17 protein-coding genes are annotated in these 14433 nt (G+C 62.7%); 7 read left to right on the plus strand and 10 right to left on the minus strand.

Annotated elements, in window-relative coordinates; translation table 11 throughout:
* Nucleotides 1-40: 40 nt before the first annotated feature.
* Nucleotides 41-1375 (plus strand): dihydroorotase, encoded by a 1335-nt coding sequence (locus OSJ75_RS15490; protein ID WP_267228661.1) that lies wholly within the window; start codon nucleotides 41-43, stop codon nucleotides 1373-1375.
* On the opposite strand, the gene OSJ75_RS15495 is transcribed toward OSJ75_RS15490, so the two are convergent.
* The 7 genes from OSJ75_RS15495 to OSJ75_RS15525 form a co-directional block, all read right to left on the minus strand.
* Nucleotides 1363-2148, minus strand: a complete 786-nt coding sequence (locus tag OSJ75_RS15495) for a PhzF family phenazine biosynthesis protein (RefSeq protein WP_267228662.1) — start codon at nucleotides 2146-2148, stop codon at nucleotides 1363-1365. The two genes, OSJ75_RS15490 and OSJ75_RS15495, sit on opposite strands and share 13 nt — an antisense overlap.
* Nucleotides 2149-2178: 30 nt before the next feature.
* Nucleotides 2179-3093: a sigma-70 family RNA polymerase sigma factor gene (locus OSJ75_RS15500; RefSeq protein WP_416362577.1), complete on the minus strand. Its 915-nt coding sequence runs from the start codon at nucleotides 3091-3093 to the stop codon at nucleotides 2179-2181.
* Entirely contained in the window at nucleotides 3062-3517 is a 456-nt protein-coding gene (locus tag OSJ75_RS15505) for a carboxymuconolactone decarboxylase family protein (RefSeq protein WP_267228664.1), read from the minus strand. The genes OSJ75_RS15500 and OSJ75_RS15505 overlap by 32 nt, the downstream gene beginning before the upstream one ends.
* 77 nt (nucleotides 3518-3594) lie before the next feature.
* On the minus strand, nucleotides 3595-4464 hold the full coding sequence (locus OSJ75_RS15510) for a hypothetical protein (protein WP_267228665.1): 870 nt from the start codon (nucleotides 4462-4464) through the stop codon (nucleotides 3595-3597).
* A gap of 17 nt (nucleotides 4465-4481) precedes the next feature.
* Nucleotides 4482-4739, minus strand: a complete 258-nt coding sequence (locus tag OSJ75_RS15515; protein WP_250014474.1) for a hypothetical protein — start codon at nucleotides 4737-4739, stop codon at nucleotides 4482-4484.
* Nucleotides 4740-4837: 98 nt separating this feature from the next.
* Complete coding sequence (locus OSJ75_RS15520; RefSeq protein WP_416362573.1) at nucleotides 4838-5206, minus strand: TIGR02301 family protein; 369 nt, start codon at nucleotides 5204-5206, stop codon at nucleotides 4838-4840.
* 79 nt (nucleotides 5207-5285) lie between these two features.
* Nucleotides 5286-5741 (minus strand): NUDIX hydrolase, encoded by a 456-nt coding sequence (locus tag OSJ75_RS15525; RefSeq protein ID WP_267228666.1) that lies wholly within the window; start codon nucleotides 5739-5741, stop codon nucleotides 5286-5288.
* Between the two features lie 79 nt (nucleotides 5742-5820).
* Here OSJ75_RS15525 and OSJ75_RS15530 point away from each other — a divergent pair, with 79 nt between their 5' ends.
* The gene (locus tag OSJ75_RS15530) at nucleotides 5821-6585 is read left to right on the plus strand and encodes an SOS response-associated peptidase (RefSeq protein WP_267228667.1); all 765 of its coding nucleotides are present in this window, start codon (nucleotides 5821-5823) and stop codon (nucleotides 6583-6585) included.
* A 36-nt stretch (nucleotides 6586-6621) separates the two neighbouring features.
* The gene (locus OSJ75_RS15535; RefSeq protein WP_267228668.1) at nucleotides 6622-7236 is read left to right on the plus strand and encodes a LysE/ArgO family amino acid transporter; all 615 of its coding nucleotides are present in this window, start codon (nucleotides 6622-6624) and stop codon (nucleotides 7234-7236) included.
* Here the strand turns inward: OSJ75_RS15535 and OSJ75_RS15540 are convergent.
* On the minus strand, nucleotides 7213-7380 hold the full coding sequence (locus OSJ75_RS15540) for a hypothetical protein (RefSeq protein ID WP_250014465.1): 168 nt from the start codon (nucleotides 7378-7380) through the stop codon (nucleotides 7213-7215). The genes OSJ75_RS15535 and OSJ75_RS15540 overlap by 24 nt on opposite strands.
* Nucleotides 7381-7743: 363 nt before the next feature.
* On the opposite strand from OSJ75_RS15540, the gene cysS reads away from it, so the two are divergent.
* The 4 genes from cysS to rarD all read left to right on the plus strand — a co-directional run bounded on the left by cysS (nucleotide 7744) and on the right by rarD (nucleotide 12544).
* Nucleotides 7744-9195 (plus strand): cysteine--tRNA ligase, encoded by a 1452-nt coding sequence (cysS, locus tag OSJ75_RS15545; protein ID WP_267228669.1) that lies wholly within the window; start codon nucleotides 7744-7746, stop codon nucleotides 9193-9195.
* A gap of 82 nt (nucleotides 9196-9277) precedes the next feature.
* A complete protein-coding gene (locus OSJ75_RS15550) occupies nucleotides 9278-9772 on the plus strand; it encodes a GFA family protein (protein WP_267228670.1) in 495 nt (164 codons plus the stop codon).
* A complete protein-coding gene (gene cimA / locus OSJ75_RS15555; RefSeq protein ID WP_267228671.1) occupies nucleotides 9745-11382 on the plus strand; it encodes a citramalate synthase in 1638 nt (545 codons plus the stop codon). Before OSJ75_RS15550 ends, cimA begins: the two co-directional genes overlap by 28 nt.
* 193 nt (nucleotides 11383-11575) lie before the next feature.
* Nucleotides 11576-12544, plus strand: a complete 969-nt coding sequence (rarD, locus tag OSJ75_RS15560; RefSeq protein ID WP_416362574.1) for an EamA family transporter RarD — start codon at nucleotides 11576-11578, stop codon at nucleotides 12542-12544.
* Here the strand turns inward: rarD and OSJ75_RS15565 are convergent.
* Nucleotides 12541-13527 (minus strand): CorA family divalent cation transporter, encoded by a 987-nt coding sequence (locus tag OSJ75_RS15565; RefSeq protein ID WP_267228672.1) that lies wholly within the window; start codon nucleotides 13525-13527, stop codon nucleotides 12541-12543. The genes rarD and OSJ75_RS15565 overlap by 4 nt on opposite strands.
* Before the next feature lie 19 nt (nucleotides 13528-13546).
* Entirely contained in the window at nucleotides 13547-14152 is a 606-nt protein-coding gene (locus OSJ75_RS15570; RefSeq protein WP_250014451.1) for a TIGR00730 family Rossman fold protein, read from the minus strand.
* Between the last annotated feature and the right edge of the window lie 281 nt (nucleotides 14153-14433).

The raw sequence follows: 14433 nt of genomic DNA on the forward strand, positions 1-14433 counted from the left end.
GTAATCCGCTGTGGACAGCTTCGCAAGGAACCGGATGCAAATGGCTCAAACCTTCGACACGATTTTCAGAAGCGGGATGGTCGTCAATCATGATGGCGTTGCGCTGCGTGATATCGGCATCAGAGACGGGCGGATCGCCGCCATCGGCAATCTCGGCACCGCCTCCGCCGCCGAAATCGTCGATGCGACGGGTCTCCATATCCTGCCCGGCGTGGTCGATAGCCAGGTTCATTTCCGCGAGCCCGGCCTCGAGCACAAGGAAGACCTCGAAAGCGGCTCGCGTTCGGCGGTACTTGGCGGCGTAACCTCCGTGTTCGAAATGCCGAACACCAAGCCCCTGACCACTTCGGCGGAAACGCTGGAAGACAAGGTGAAGCGCGCCCGCCATCGCATGCACTGCGATTTTGCCTTCTGGGTGGGCGGCACGCGGGAAAATGCGCAGGACGTGGCCGAACTCGAGCGCCTGCCGGGCGCGGCCGGCATCAAGGTGTTCATGGGCTCGTCCACAGGCAATCTCCTGGTCGAGGACGACGAGGGCGTCCGGTCAATCCTGAGGAATACGCGCCGGCGCGCGGCGTTCCATTCGGAGGACGAGTTCCGCCTGCGCGAGCGGGAAGGCCTGCGCGTAGCGGGCGATCCTGCCTCGCATCCGGTCTGGCGCGACGAAATCGCAGCGCTGCAATGCACGCAGCGGCTGGTCCGCATCGCGCAGGAGACCCGGGCGCGCATCCACGTCCTTCACATTTCGACGGCCGAGGAGATCGATTTCCTTGCCGATCACAAGGATGTGGCGAGCTGCGAGGCGACGCCGCACCATCTGACGCTCGAAGCGAGCCAATATGCGACGCTCGGCAACCTCATCCAGATGAACCCGCCGGTGCGCGACGTGCGCCATCGCGACGGGGTGTGGAAAGGCGTCTCGCAGGGCATCGTCGATGTGCTGGGGTCGGACCATGCCCCGCATACGCTGGAGGAGAAGTCGAAGCCGTACCCGTCATCTCCCTCGGGCATGACGGGCGTGCAGACGCTGGTGCCGATCATGCTCGACCATGTCAATGAGGGCCGGCTTTCGATCGAGCGCTTCGTCGACCTCACCTCGCATGGCCCCAACCGGCTCTTCGGCATGGCGCGCAAGGGCCGCATTGCGGTGGGCTATGACGCCGACCTGACCATCGTGGACATGAAGCGGCGCGAGACCATCACCAATGCGCAGGTCGGCTCGAAGGCCGGATGGACGCCCTATGACGGCAGGATCGTCACCGGCTGGCCGGTCGGCACCATCGTTCGCGGCCGCAAGATCATGTGGGAAGGCGAGATCGTGACGCCGGGGCAGGGCGAACCGGTGCTGTTCGCCGAAGCGCTTCAGGGAAGATAGATCTCGGCCTTCATGAAGGTTATCGCCGCGCCGGTGATGAGAACGCGGTCGCCGGCGAGTTCGCAGCCGAGCCTGCCGCCGCGCCGCGAACGCTGGAACGCCGACAGCCTGTTCTTGCCCAGTCTTCCGGCCCAATAGGGCGTCAGGGTGGCGTGGATCGAGCCGGTAACCGGGTCCTCCGGTATGCCGGCATGGGGCGCGAAATAGCGCGAAACGAAATCATGTTCGTCGCCCCTGGCGGTCACGACCAGGCTCAGCGGCTGCAGGCGCAGTATCTTCTGATGGTCGGGAACGAATTCGGCCAGCGCCGCCTCGCTTTCGATCTCGATGAACACATTCTCGAAATTGCGGAACGCCGCGACGATCGGCGTGGCCGAAAGGCCCTCCGGCAGTTCCACATCCCCCAGCGGTTCGGGCGGGAAAGACGGGAAATCGAGCTGATAGGCGCCGTCGCCTTCGCTTACCCGCAAGGTCCCGACGCGGGTTTCGAACGAATACGGGCCCTTGATGCCGAGTTCGCGGGCAAGCACATGCGCCGAGGCGAGGGTGGCGTGGCCGCAGAAATCGACCTCGTGCACCGGCGTGAACCAGCGCAGGTCCCAGCCATCCCGGCCGCGCCTGACGAAGGCGGTCTCGGCCAGATTGTTCTCCGCCGCGATGGACTGCATGGTGCCTTCGTCGAGCCAATCGTCGAGCACCAGCACCGCCGCCGGATTGCCGCTGAAGAGCTCGGTCGTAAAGGCATCGACCTGATACATGTCAAGCCTGGTCATCAGCGGATCCACCCTGCATATCGCGAAGGATCAAGCTGTACCGCCGGATGGCGCCTGCGCAAATCGCAGATGCGCAAGTTTCTGGGGATTGCGCACGACATAGATCGATTTGATCCTGCCGTGCTCGATCTCGAAGGCCATCGACTGCGCGATGCCGTCGGTCTCCATCGTCACCAGACCGGGCAGCCCGTCGATCGGCCCTTCGTAAAGCACCCGCGGCGCGGTGAAATTCTCGCGCCGCGCCGTTCCTTTGAAGAAGCGGCAGACATTGGCCACGGTAACCACGGGATTGATCGTCGCGACACGGTTGCCGCCGCCATCCGAATAGAGCACGACATCGTCCGCCAGCAGGGACCGAAGGCCGGCGGTATCGCCGGTGCGCGACGCCGCGAAGAAGGCCCTGGCTATGTTGGCGCCTTGTTCGCTCGATACCGGAAAGCGCGGTTTTGCCTTCTGCACATGCTGGCGGGCGCGGCTGGCAAGCTGGCGGCACGCGGCCGGGTCGCGGTCGATCGCCTCGGCGACCTGGCCGAAATCCTGGCCGAAGACGTCGTGCAGGAGAAAGGCCGCCCGCTCGAGCGGCGAGAGCCGTTCCAGCGCCAGCATCAGCGTCAGGGTGATGTCGTCGTCCATCTCGGCGCTTTCCGCCTCGGGCGCGATGATCGGCTCCGGCAGCCAGTTGCCGACATAGGATTCGCGCCTTGCCCGCGCCGATTTCAGGTGGTCGAGGCTGAGCCGGGTGATGATGCGCACGAGGAAGGCCTCTTCGTTGCGCACCTTCGACCGGTCGGCCTGGTACCAGCGAATGAAACCTTCCTGCACGATATCCTCGGCCTCCGCGACCGACCCGGTCATGCGGTAGGCAATGCGGGTCAGCCGCGGCCGCAGACGCGCAAAGGAGTTCGCACTGCCGTCAGGCTGCGGCACGGTCGCCTTCCACGGCATGGATGGCGCGGAAGCCGACGCAGATGCGGTTCCAGCCATTGATGGTCACGATGAGCATGGTCAGCTTGACGATCTCCTCCTCGCTGAAATGCCTCTTCAATACCTCATATTCCTCGTCCGGAGCATGGGTCTGCGCCACGAGCGTCAGCGTCTCCGCCCAGGCCAGCGCCGCGCGCTCGCGATCCGTATAGAGCGGCGATTCCCGCCAGCCGGCGAGGAGATAGAGCCGCTGCTCGCTTTCGCCCTTCTCCCGCGCCTCGCGATTGTGCATGTCGAGGCAATAGGCGCAGCTATTTATCTGCGAGGCACGGATTTTCACAAGCTCGGCGAGCCTCGTCTCGATGCCATTGGCGGCAACGCTCTCCTCGAGCCTGAGCATGGGCTCTATTGCGTGATACTTGTAGGGAACCAGTCTCGGCTTCATTTCTGCCTCCATTCGTTCGGTTACGCGAACAAGACGAGGCAGATCATGCGAATGTGACACCGAAGGCGGAAAAATCCTCAGTCGCCGGTAACGAAGAAACGCCAGCGCCCCTTGGGCGTGATGCCGAGCCTGTAGAAGACATAGGTGCCGAACTGCTTCATCTCGTCATAATCGCCGGCGGTAACGATCTGGAAAAGTTCGACTTTCTGCTTCGCATCCAGCTTGTCCAGCGGATAGGCGAAGAAATAGGGCCAGACATAGAGCTCGTCCGCCGTGCCGGCATCGATATGCACATAGCCAGACTCCAGCACGTCGACGAGGATCGCCAGTATCTCCTGGCCGTCGGGATCGCCGGCCTGGCTCTTCAGGTAGGCGAGGGGATCGCCTTCTATGTCGGCCAGCGACAGCATGGTCACGTCGTCGCCCGAGCCGATCAGCGGCCGCAAGGCTTCGATCGAACCCGATTTGGCGGCGGTGAGAATGAGTTCGTGCATCTTGCGCACGGGGAAGGGCAGCTTGCCCAGATCATATTCGACCTTGGGCACTTCCGCGCCCTCGGCCGCGTTCGGCATGGCCGGATTGGTCGGCTTGCCGGCGGCATCCGGTTCGGCGGCGGGAGCCGTTTCCTGAGCCGGAGCCTGGGCTGGAGTTTCTGTGGGAGCTTCGGCCGGAGCTTCGGAAGGAGCGGGCTCCGCCGGCTTTTGCGGCTCGGTCGGCTGTGCTTCCGGCTGTTGCGGAGCCTCTGCGGGCGCGCCATCCTGCTGGGCAGGCGTGGTCTGCCCGTTCTCCGGCTTTGCCGGCAGTTCTTCCTGTTTCAATTCGCTGAGGGCAAGCTGAACGGGCCGATCGAGCGCCGCTGCCAGGCCCGGACTGCTGAAGGCGCATACGCCCATCGCCAGAAGTGCCGCCTTGGCGAATGTGTGGGCGGAAGAGCGCTTTTCAAGCATGAGAGATTACCACCAGCCTATTGCAGGATGCGATTCGACGAAAATTCACCTGCAGCAATACGGTCGCGCAACGCATCAAGCAAGGTCAGCGCAGACACTTCCCCGTTATCGCGAATGAGTTCGGAAAGCGCGGTCACGAAAGCCGCTTCCGCCATGATCTCGGTCTCGATGCCTTCAAGCGTCCCGTCGGCCCAGACCTCATTCTGATATTCGATCGCGGCGAGTTTCTTCTCTTCGGCTACCAGCCTGTCGAGATCCGTCGAGGTCATGCTCATAATATCCATCCTTGGCCGAAGCCAATGTAAATGCCCACCAACTTTATCATAGGTTGTGACTAAAATGCGGCCCATCGGCTTCAACAGTTAAAGCCCGGTTAATTTCCATAGCTCGATACGATCTCGGAGGAAAGCCTGCTTCCCTCGCTCTCGTAGCGGTCAATCGCCGCAATGGCCTGGCTCGTGCAGCTCGTATAGCTCTCGCTGAAGGTGCGATAACCCCGGTTGAAACTGGCGATCAGCCGGGCCTTGCGGGCGGGATCGGGATTTTCCGCGGTGAGGATCGAATCCATCCGGTCGCGCCACTCGCTGCTTCTTTCGCCGCACAGATTGCGCAGCGAATGGATCGATCCCAATACTTCCGCCAGCCTCAAAAGCTTCGCTTCGTAAAGCGGCTCCACTGCCGATGAAGGGCTGGCCGCCGCGACAAGGGCGAGGCACAGTAGAATTGAAGCTTGTTTCCGCACAAAAGGGCCCTGTATTCGATCACAGCCATGATGTTGCTCGAAAGCAAGGCACGTTCAAGGCAAAGCCCGCGAAATAACTTCAAATTTTGAACGATGCCGCCAGATGGCGGGCGAAGTCGAGCACGCTTTCGGTCACCCGGTGCTCGGCCATTTCCTCGAAGGTCAGCCAGTGGATGGCGGCGGCATCGTCGGCGGCAATGGCTTCGCCGATCGGGTCATGGGCGCGGAACACGGCGAGCCGGTAGGGCCGGGGCGCGGGATATTCGGGCGTGGACAGGTCGAATGTCACCGTGTCGAGATAGGTCACGGCGGTGGCGACGAGACCGGTTTCCTCCTGCAATTCGCGCAGCGCCGCCTCCTGCGGCGTCTCCCCGTCTTCGCGGCTGCCGCCGGGGAAGGCCAGCCAGCCCTTAGACGGCTCGCGGCTGCGCTCCACCAGAAGAAAGGCCTTGCCGCGGATGCAGACCACGGAAACGCCGTCCACGGTGGCGGAAAGAGGAATTTGGGCCATGCGAAAGGCGTAACGGCTGGTCATGCCATTTGCAAGCTTGTATCACTTGACCATTGGCGGCAAATGCGGAAGATCGCGCATTCCAACCAAAGGCCCAATATTCATGTGCGGACGTTTTGCTCTCCTCGCGGCACCGGAAGAACTCGCCGCCTTTCTCGGTCTGATGGACCTCGAGGATTTCCCGCCGCGCTACAATATCGCGCCGACGCAGCCGATATTGCTGGTGGTCTCGGGCGAAACGCCGCCGCCGGGCAGCAACAGGCCGGACCGCAAGGCGCTGCTGGTGCGCTGGGGTCTCATTCCGGGCTGGGTGAAGAACACCGCCGACTATCCACTGATGATCAATGCAAGGTCGGAAGGCGCCATCGAGAAGGCCTCGTTCAAGACGGCGATGCGGCATCGGCGCGCGCTCATCCCCGCTTCCGGCTTCTATGAATGGCGCCGCGTCGGCGAGCGCAAGTCGCAGGCGTACTGGATCCGGCCGAAGCATGGCGGCATGATCGCCTTTGCCGGGCTTTACGAGCCCTGGGCCAATGCCGAAGGGTCGGAGATGGATACGGCGGCGATCCTGACCACGGTCGCCAACGAGACGCTGGCGCCGATCCACAATCGCATGCCCGTGGTGATCGAACAGAAGGATTTTGCCCGCTGGCTCGACTGCAAGACGCAGGAGCCCCGCCATGTCGCCGACCTTCTGAAGCCGGCACAGGCGGATTTCTTCGAAGCCATCCCGGTTTCGGACAAGGTGAACAAGGTCGCCAATACCGGCCCCGACATACAGGAGCGGGCCGAAGCGATACTGCCTGAGCCGCGCAAGCCAGCGCGCGGCGAGGCGCCTGCCAACGACGATCAATTGAAGCTCTTCTGACTGGCCGCCCGGCCACGAACCAGGACAATCCATAGAATGTTTTCAGCCGCACTTTCCGGATTTCTGCTCGGCGCTTCGCTGATCATCGCCATTGGCGCGCAGAATGCCTTCATTCTCAGGCAGGGCCTGCTGCGCGAGCACGTCTTCGTGCTCTGCCTCATCTGCGCCCTGTCCGATGCCGTGCTCATCGCCGCCGGCGTTGCCGGTCTCGGCACGCTGATCGCGCAATCGCCGACGCTCATCTCGGTGGTGACGCTCGGCGGCGCCATCTTCCTGTTCTGGTACGCATCAGTCGCCTTCCGCCGCGCCTTGCACCCGGAAGCCATGCAGGCGGCCAGGAATGGCGGCGGCACGCTGAAGGCGGCAGTCGCCACCGTCCTGGCGCTGACCTTCCTCAATCCGCATGTCTATCTGGATACGGTGGTGCTTCTGGGCGGATTGTCCGCGCGCTTCGAAGGCGCCAACCGCGCGGCCTATGGCCTTGGCGCGGCAGTGTCGTCATTCGTATGGTTCTTCGGGCTCGGCTACGGCGCCCGCCTGCTGCAGCCCGTCTTCGCCAAGCCATCGGCCTGGCGCGTCCTTGATGTGCTGATCGGCCTCGTCATGGCCGGCATCGCCTTGAGCCTGCTAGTCCGTTTCCTGAACAATTGACGCCAGCTTCAGGGTCGGGCGCTTGCGGACCATCGCGGCTATGGCGGCGCGGACCGCTGCCGGTCCGATGGCTCCGTAATGAGAGGCGAGATAATCGGCTCGCGCCGTTTCCCGCGCCGTCGTGCTTTGCAGTACAGGTTTCATGGGTCTGGTCCTTCTAAACCGGGGCCTATTCCCCCTTTTCGTCACGGCTGGAAGATTCCCGTTCAATTTGGCCGGAAACAAGGCACTTTCCTGGAGGATTTTGGGCTTTCCGGTTAATTTGGATTAACCATGCGACCCCTGGCAAAAATGCAACACTTGCGGGTTTCGCTCCACTTGACGCCGATCATCGCCTCCTTCATAAGGTTCGCATGAAAACGTCGCCTGTCACGATTATTACCTGTCGGACCATTATTCGCTAGCTTTCGCTGGCCCGGCCGTTTTCATCTCAAATTTCAGCCCAGATGCGAATAAGCCGGTCAGAGACCTGCAATCCTTTCGTCACTCACGGAATTTGAACGCGCCATGTCCCAACCTCTCAGCCTCTACAATACGTTGACCCGTTCGACGGAGGTTTTCGAACCCGTCGATGCGAGGAATGTGCGCATGTATGTCTGCGGCCCGACGGTCTATGACTATGCGCATATCGGCAATGCGCGGCCCGTCATCGTGTTCGACGTGCTGTTCCGGCTGCTGTGCCACCTCTATGGCGAAAGCAATGTCACCTATGTGCGCAACATCACCGACGTCGACGACAAGATCAATGCGCGGGCGGCGAGCGAATATCCCGACCTGCCGCTGAACGAGGCGATCCGCCGCGTGACGGAGATCACCGACGCGCAGTTCCAGGCGGATGTCGCGGCGCTGGGCAATCTGCCGCCGACGCAGCAGCCGCGGGCGACCGAGCACATCGCCGAGATGACGGCGCTCATCGACAGGCTGGTCGAGCGCGGCATTGCCTATGTGGCGGATGGGCACGTCCTGTTCTCGCCCTCCGCCATGAATGCGGCGAGGGGCCCGCGCTACGGCCTGCTTTCGCGCCGGTCCTCGGAGGACCTTCTCGCCGGGGCCCGCGTCGATGTGGCCTCCTACAAGCGCGACGAGATGGATTTCGTCCTGTGGAAGCCGTCCAGCGACGAGGAACCGGGCTGGCCGTCGCCGGCCGGCATCGAAGGGCGCGGGCGTCCGGGCTGGCATATAGAATGCTCCGCCATGGCGCTGGCAAAGCTGCTCGTGCCCTTCGGCGGCGGGCTGCAATGCGACGATCCGCAGAAGAATGTTTTCGACATCCATGGCGGCGGCATCGATCTGGTCTTTCCGCACCACGAGAACGAGATTGCGCAGACATGCTGCGCCCTCGGCACGCAGCGCATGGCGAATGTGTGGATGCACAATGGGTTTCTTCAGGTCGAGGGCCAGAAGATGTCGAAGAGCCTCGGCAATTTCGTCACCATCCATGAGCTCCTTGCGACCGAGACCTTTGGCGGCCGGCGCTGGCCGGGCGAGGTGCTGCGCCTCGCCATGCTGATGACGAATTATCGCGAGCCCATCGATTTCAGCCTCAAGCGGCTTGAGGAAGCCGAGAACATCCTGGCCAAGGCGCGCGAATATGCCGGGTCGGCGACGCCGGGAGCGGTGCCGGAAGCGGCGATCGACTATCTCAGGGACGATCTGGCGACGCCGGGGCTGATCAACTGGCTTGCCGTGGCGCGGAAGTCGCGCGAGCTCGATCCGGGCGCCTACCGGGCCGCTTTCGCGCTGATCGGCGTCGATCTTGGCGAAACCGCCGCGATTTCCGACGATCTGCATGCGGAGGTCGAGGCAAAGGTGCAGCAGCGTCTGCAATTGCTCGGCGCCAGGGACTTTGCCGCTGCCGACGCGTTGCGCGACGAGCTGGCGGCGAAGGGGATTCAGCTGAAGGACGGCAAGGACCCGGCGACGGGCGCGCGCGTCACCAGCTGGGAGGTGAAGCGGTGACCGGGTCGCAAAGCGTGCCGAACGGCTCCAACTGCTGTAACATCGGAGGGGAGCAGGACAGGAAACCGGGAGGGTGGCTGCCATGAGCCTCGACAACAAGCCCATCTATACGGGCGGATGCCAATGCGGCGCCATCAGGTTTCGCGTCGAGGGCCGCCTCGCCGACGCGTCGATCTGCCATTGCCGCATGTGCCAGAAGGCGCTCGGCAATTTCATCGCGCCCTACGCCTCGGTGCGCGGCGCCGATTTCCGCTGGACGCGCGGCGAGCCGAAGCGTTTTCGCTCGTCCAATCACGTGCAACGCGGCTTCTGCGCCGATTGCGGCACGCCCCTGACCTATGAGGCGCCCGACGGCCTGGCGATCACGATCGGCGCCTTCGACCATCCGGAAGAACTCGCGCCCACGGTGCAATGGGGCATCGAAGGCAAACTGCCCTATATGGACGATCTCGCCGGCTTGCCGGCATTCTCGACGGAGGGCGATCCGGCAGCGGAGGCTTTTGTAAAGACGATGATCTCCTACCAGCACCCGGACCATGATACCGACCAATGGCCAATCGGCGGAGCGACGAAGTGACAAGGGAACGCATCTATCTTTTCGACACGACCTTGCGTGACGGCCAGCAGACGCCGGGCATCGACTTCTCGGTCGAGGACAAGAAGGTCATCGCCGCCATGCTGGACGAATTCGGCCTGGACTATGTCGAGGGCGGCTATCCCGGCGCCAATCCGACCGATACGGCGTTTTTCGCGGAGAAGCGGACGCAGCGGGCGAAATTCGCCGCATTCGGCATGACCAAGCGCGCCGGCATCTCGGCCTCCAACGATCCGGGTCTGGCGGCGCTGCTGGCCTCGTCCGCCGATACGGTCTGCTTCGTCGGCAAGAGCTGGGATTATCACGTGCGTGTCGCGCTCGGCTGCACCAATGAGGAGAATCTCGAATCCATCGCCGCATCGGTGCGCGCGGCCGTCGAGGCCGGCAAGGAAGCGATCGTCGATTGCGAGCATTTCTTCGATGGCTACAAGGCCAATCCGAATTATGCGCTGGCCTGCGCCAGGGCGGCCCACGATGCCGGGGCGCGCTGGGTGGTGCTCTGCGACACCAATGGCGGCACCCAGCCGACGGAGATCGGCGCCATCGTCCGCGCGGTGACGGCCGTCATCCCCGGCGATCATCTCGGCATCCATGCCCATAATGATACGGAACAGGCGGTCGCCAATTCACTGGCCGCGGTGGAAGCGGGCGTGCGCCATATCCAGGGGACGCTGAACGGCATCGGCGAGCGCTGCGGCAATGCCAATCTCATCACGCTGATACCGACCCTCATGCTGAAGCCGCTATGGTCGGACCGTTTCGAACTCGGCATCAGCCGGGATAAGCTGCAGGGCCTGTCGCGCCTGTCGCGCAGTTTCGACGAGCTGCTCAACCGCGCGCCCGACATGCAGGGCGCCTATGTCGGCAGCTCGGCCTTCGCCACCAAGGCGGGAATCCACGCCTCGGCGCTGATCAAGGAGCCGGCGACCTATGAGCATGTTCCGCCGGAAACTGTCGGGAACCGGCGCAAGGTCATGGTCTCCGACCAGGGCGGCAAGTCGAATTTCATCAACGAGCTGGAGCGTCGCGGCATTGCCGTTTCCAAGGCCGATCCGCGGCTCGATACGCTGATCGCCCTCGTCAAGGAGCACGAGGCGGAAGGCTATGCCTATGAGGGCGCCGATGCGAGTTTCGAGCTCCTTGCGCGGCGCACGCTCGGCAGCGTGCCGGAATTCTTCAAGGTCGATTCGTTCCGCTGCATGGTCGAGCGCCGCTTCGATGCCAATGGCAATATCAAGACGGTTTCCGAAGCGGTGGTGCGCATGGAAGTCGATGGCGAGATGCGCATGTCGGTCGCCGAGGGCCATGGCCCGGTCAACGCGCTCGATCTCGCCCTGCGCAAGGATATGGGCCGCTACCAGAGCGAGATACAGGATCTCGTGCTGGCCGATTTCAAGGTCCGCATCCTCAATGGCGGCACGGAAGCCATCACGCGCGTGCTCATCGAGTCGACGGATTCCACCGGCATACGCTGGTGGACGGTGGGCGTTTCCGACAATATCATCGATGCGTCATTCCAGGCGCTGATGGACTCCATCGTCTACAAATTGATGAAAAACCGCGAACTTGCCGGCAAGATCGCCGCAGAATGAGCAGTTTTCGCCTTTATTCCTAAACATCAAAGCGCTTGATGGATGAATCAGGCGAATTCAATGGACGTTGCACGGGCGCGGGTCTAGGTCAGGACCAGCCGGAGAGGATGTCCCGGGCCATGCTTTCAGTATTGGCGCGCCACACCGAACGCTGGCGGCTTCGTCGGAGGGACATGAGTTTCAGGAATGCGCCATGACTGAGCAAGCCAATATGAATCCCACCATGCCGCCTGCTGTGCCGCCTGCCGTGCCGCCCGCTGTGCCGCTAGGCATGTCCGACGCCAGGAAAGGCTTCTTCTTTGCCCTTTCGGCCTATCTCCTGTGGGGGATATTGCCGCTTTATCTCAAGCTCGTCGCCTATATGCCGGCGCTCGAAGTGGTGGCGCATCGCATCATCTGGTCGGTGCCGATCGCCGCGATCCTGCTCTGGTGCCTCGGCCTGTTCGGCGATCTGAAGGTCGCCCTGACGACGCCGCGCATGCTGCTGATGGCGACCCTGACGGCGATGCTGATCACCCTGAACTGGGGCACCTATGTCTGGGCCATCGCCAGCGGCCATGCCATCGACACGGCGCTCGGCTATTACATCAACCCGCTGGTCAATGTCGTGCTGGGCGCGGTGTTCCTGTCGGAAAAGCTGTCGCGCCCGCAGATGGTGGCCGTTGCGCTCGCCGCATGCGCCGTGCTGCTGCTGACGGTTTCGTCGGGCGGCCTGCCATGGATATCGCTGGTGCTGGCGTTCAGCTTCGGCTTCTACGGCTTCTTCCGCAAGACGCTGCCGATCGGGCCGGCGCAGGGCTTCATGCTCGAAGTGCTCATCCTGTCGATTCCCTCGCTGGCCTATGTCGCCTGGACCATCTCCGAGGGCAGCAGCCATTTCGTCAATGGCGGCGCCGATGATATCGGGCTGCTGCTCTTTGCCGGGCCGGCGACGGCCGTGCCGCTGATCCTCTATGCCTTCGGCGCCAAGCTGCTGCGCTATACGACGATCGGGCTGATGCAGTATATCGCGCCGACGATCGTCTTCCTCACGGCGATCTTCATCTTCGGCGAGCCGTTCTCGCAGATGCAGTTCATCGCCTTCGCGCTCATCTGGACGGCGCTTGCGATCTATACCTGGTCGATGCTGCGGGAATCGCGCCGCGCCCGCAGCGTCGCCTAGCGGCCCGACCCGCCGATCTTGCGAACCGCGAGAAACACGAAGAGCGAGACCGCCAGCGCCACGAAGGAGACGATGGCAAAGCCCCGGCTGCTTTCCGCGAAGGGCAGGCCGCCGGTATTCATGCCGAACAGGCCGCTGATGACGGTGGTCGGCAACAGGACCGCCGTCATCACCGACAGGATATAGAGCAGCCTGTTCGACCGGTCCGTCATCTTGGCCAGAAGCTCGTCCTGCAGCAGGCGTGCCCGCCGCTGCAATTGTTCGCCCTCGCCATGCAGCGTCACCGCCCGGCGTGACAGGTCCTCGATCAGATCGTCGATATCCTCGGGAAACGAGCGCCGGTCCGCATGGTCGATATCGCGGAAAAGCGCGGTCGCCGCGGACAGATAGCGGTGGAACACCACGATCTGGCGCCGCACCGGCACCAGCCGTTCGCGCTCGCCCTGCCAGTTCTCGCCGACGATGCGATCCTCGATGGAATCGAGCGTTGCCGACAGGCTGGTGATCTCGATCCTGAGCAGGTCGAGAAAGCGGCGGAATATGGCATTGAAGAGTTCCAGCGGGCGCGCCGGTTTCAGCTTGCCGGTCTGGATCGCGCGCTTGGTGTCGTCGACGGCCTGGAGCGGATGTTTCCTGCCGCTGAGGAACTGCGTGCCGTTGAAGGCGAAGCGGAAATAGCCGAGTTCGCGCGGATCGCCATAATGCTCGTGCTGGAGATCGGGCAATTCGCCGAACATCCAGCCTTCATCATAGCTGATCTGAAATTGGTCGCCGGGCGAGAGCAGCGCGTCCCTGATGGTTGCAGGCAGGCTCTCATCCGACTGGAGGTTGCGGCGGGCGCGCGCATCGACGAGCGTATAATTGCGCCAGGACCAGAGCACGGCATCGCCGCTCTTGCCGGCCAGTTGCCCCTGCGCATCGAAATCATGCACGACGGCGAAATCACCGAGAGGCGAGGCGGGGTCAGGATCGAGCGGCATCATCATCCTGATCCCTTCGGGTTTACATGCGTTCGATAATCTCTTCCTTGCCCTCGCGGTCGCCACCCTTGGCAGCCTTGAGAATGGCAGGGACGATATTTTCCGCCTCGTCTACCACGAGCGGATTGACCAAATGTGACGTATGCACGAAGCCTTCCGACTTCATGTGGTCGATCAGCGCCAGCATGGGATTCCAGAAGCCGTTGATATTGGCGAAGACCATCGGCTTGCGGTGCCGCCCGAGCTGCGCCCAGGTCATGATCTCGACGATTTCCTCGACGGTGCCGATGCCGCCCGGCAGGGTGACGAAGGCGTCCGACCGCTCGAACATCTTGTGCTTGCGCTGGTGCATGTCCTCGGTGACGATGAGTTCCGAAAGCTGCCCCAGCGCCTGCTCGGTCGCTTCCTTGTTCATCAGGAATTCCGGGATGATGCCGGTGACCTTGCCGCCGGCCGACATGACGCCCTCGGCGACCGCGCCCATGATGCCTTTGGTGCCGCCGCCATAGACGAGTTCCAGCCCATGATCGGCAATCGATTTGCCGAGCGTCCGGCCCGCGAGTTTATAGATCGGATCGCGGCCCGGGGAAGAGCCGCAATATACGCAAATGGATCGAATCTTGCTCATGGCTCACTCGTGCCTCCTGCGCGGCCAAAGGTCAAGAGCGATAAGGGGCAAGCGTGGAGAGAGCTTCTCTGTCGATGACGGGCCAGTGACTAAACAGTGATTAAATCGAATTTATTGGCCGCAAATGCCTCGAATTCGAGGCAATTTTGAACCGTTTTCTTGTAGCTCGGCGCAAAAGGCGCTAGAGCAATTCATAAGGAAGTGGGGAATTGCTGCTTAGGCGGCATAGTCGCGAAATGGGGATTTGGCGGACCCCCGCGACCGGATGGGGACAACCGCTC

The sequence above is a fragment of the Phyllobacterium sp. 0TCS1.6A genome (assembly GCF_026420825.1).
Lineage (GTDB): Bacteria > Pseudomonadota > Alphaproteobacteria > Rhizobiales > Rhizobiaceae > Phyllobacterium.

Excerpts from the sequence above, each read along its gene's own strand:
- OSJ75_RS15550 (WP_267228670.1), top strand. The coding sequence starts at position 9,278 with ATGAGCCTCGACAACAAGCCCATCTATACGGGCGGATGCCAATGCGGC.
- OSJ75_RS15500 (WP_416362577.1), bottom strand. The coding sequence starts at position 3,093 with ATGCCGTGGAAGGCGACCGTGCCGCAGCCTGACGGCAGTGCGAACTCC.
- OSJ75_RS15570 (WP_250014451.1), bottom strand. The coding sequence starts at position 14,152 with ATGAGCAAGATTCGATCCATTTGCGTATATTGCGGCTCTTCCCCGGGC.
- OSJ75_RS15495 (WP_267228662.1), bottom strand. The coding sequence starts at position 2,148 with ATGACCAGGCTTGACATGTATCAGGTCGATGCCTTTACGACCGAGCTC.
- OSJ75_RS15530 (WP_267228667.1), top strand. The coding sequence starts at position 5,821 with ATGTGCGGACGTTTTGCTCTCCTCGCGGCACCGGAAGAACTCGCCGCC.
- OSJ75_RS15510 (WP_267228665.1), bottom strand. The coding sequence starts at position 4,464 with ATGCTTGAAAAGCGCTCTTCCGCCCACACATTCGCCAAGGCGGCACTT.
- OSJ75_RS15490 (WP_267228661.1), top strand. The coding sequence starts at position 41 with ATGGCTCAAACCTTCGACACGATTTTCAGAAGCGGGATGGTCGTCAAT.
- OSJ75_RS15565 (WP_267228672.1), bottom strand. The coding sequence starts at position 13,527 with ATGATGCCGCTCGATCCTGACCCCGCCTCGCCTCTCGGTGATTTCGCC.
- OSJ75_RS15505 (WP_267228664.1), bottom strand. The coding sequence starts at position 3,517 with ATGAAGCCGAGACTGGTTCCCTACAAGTATCACGCAATAGAGCCCATG.
- OSJ75_RS15535 (WP_267228668.1), top strand. The coding sequence starts at position 6,622 with ATGTTTTCAGCCGCACTTTCCGGATTTCTGCTCGGCGCTTCGCTGATC.
- cimA (WP_267228671.1), top strand. The coding sequence starts at position 9,745 with ATGGCCAATCGGCGGAGCGACGAAGTGACAAGGGAACGCATCTATCTT.
- cysS (WP_267228669.1), top strand. The coding sequence starts at position 7,744 with ATGTCCCAACCTCTCAGCCTCTACAATACGTTGACCCGTTCGACGGAG.
- OSJ75_RS15540 (WP_250014465.1), bottom strand. The coding sequence starts at position 7,380 with ATGAAACCTGTACTGCAAAGCACGACGGCGCGGGAAACGGCGCGAGCC.
- OSJ75_RS15525 (WP_267228666.1), bottom strand. The coding sequence starts at position 5,741 with ATGACCAGCCGTTACGCCTTTCGCATGGCCCAAATTCCTCTTTCCGCC.
- rarD (WP_416362574.1), top strand. The coding sequence starts at position 11,576 with ATGACTGAGCAAGCCAATATGAATCCCACCATGCCGCCTGCTGTGCCG.
- OSJ75_RS15515 (WP_250014474.1), bottom strand. The coding sequence starts at position 4,739 with ATGAGCATGACCTCGACGGATCTCGACAGGCTGGTAGCCGAAGAGAAG.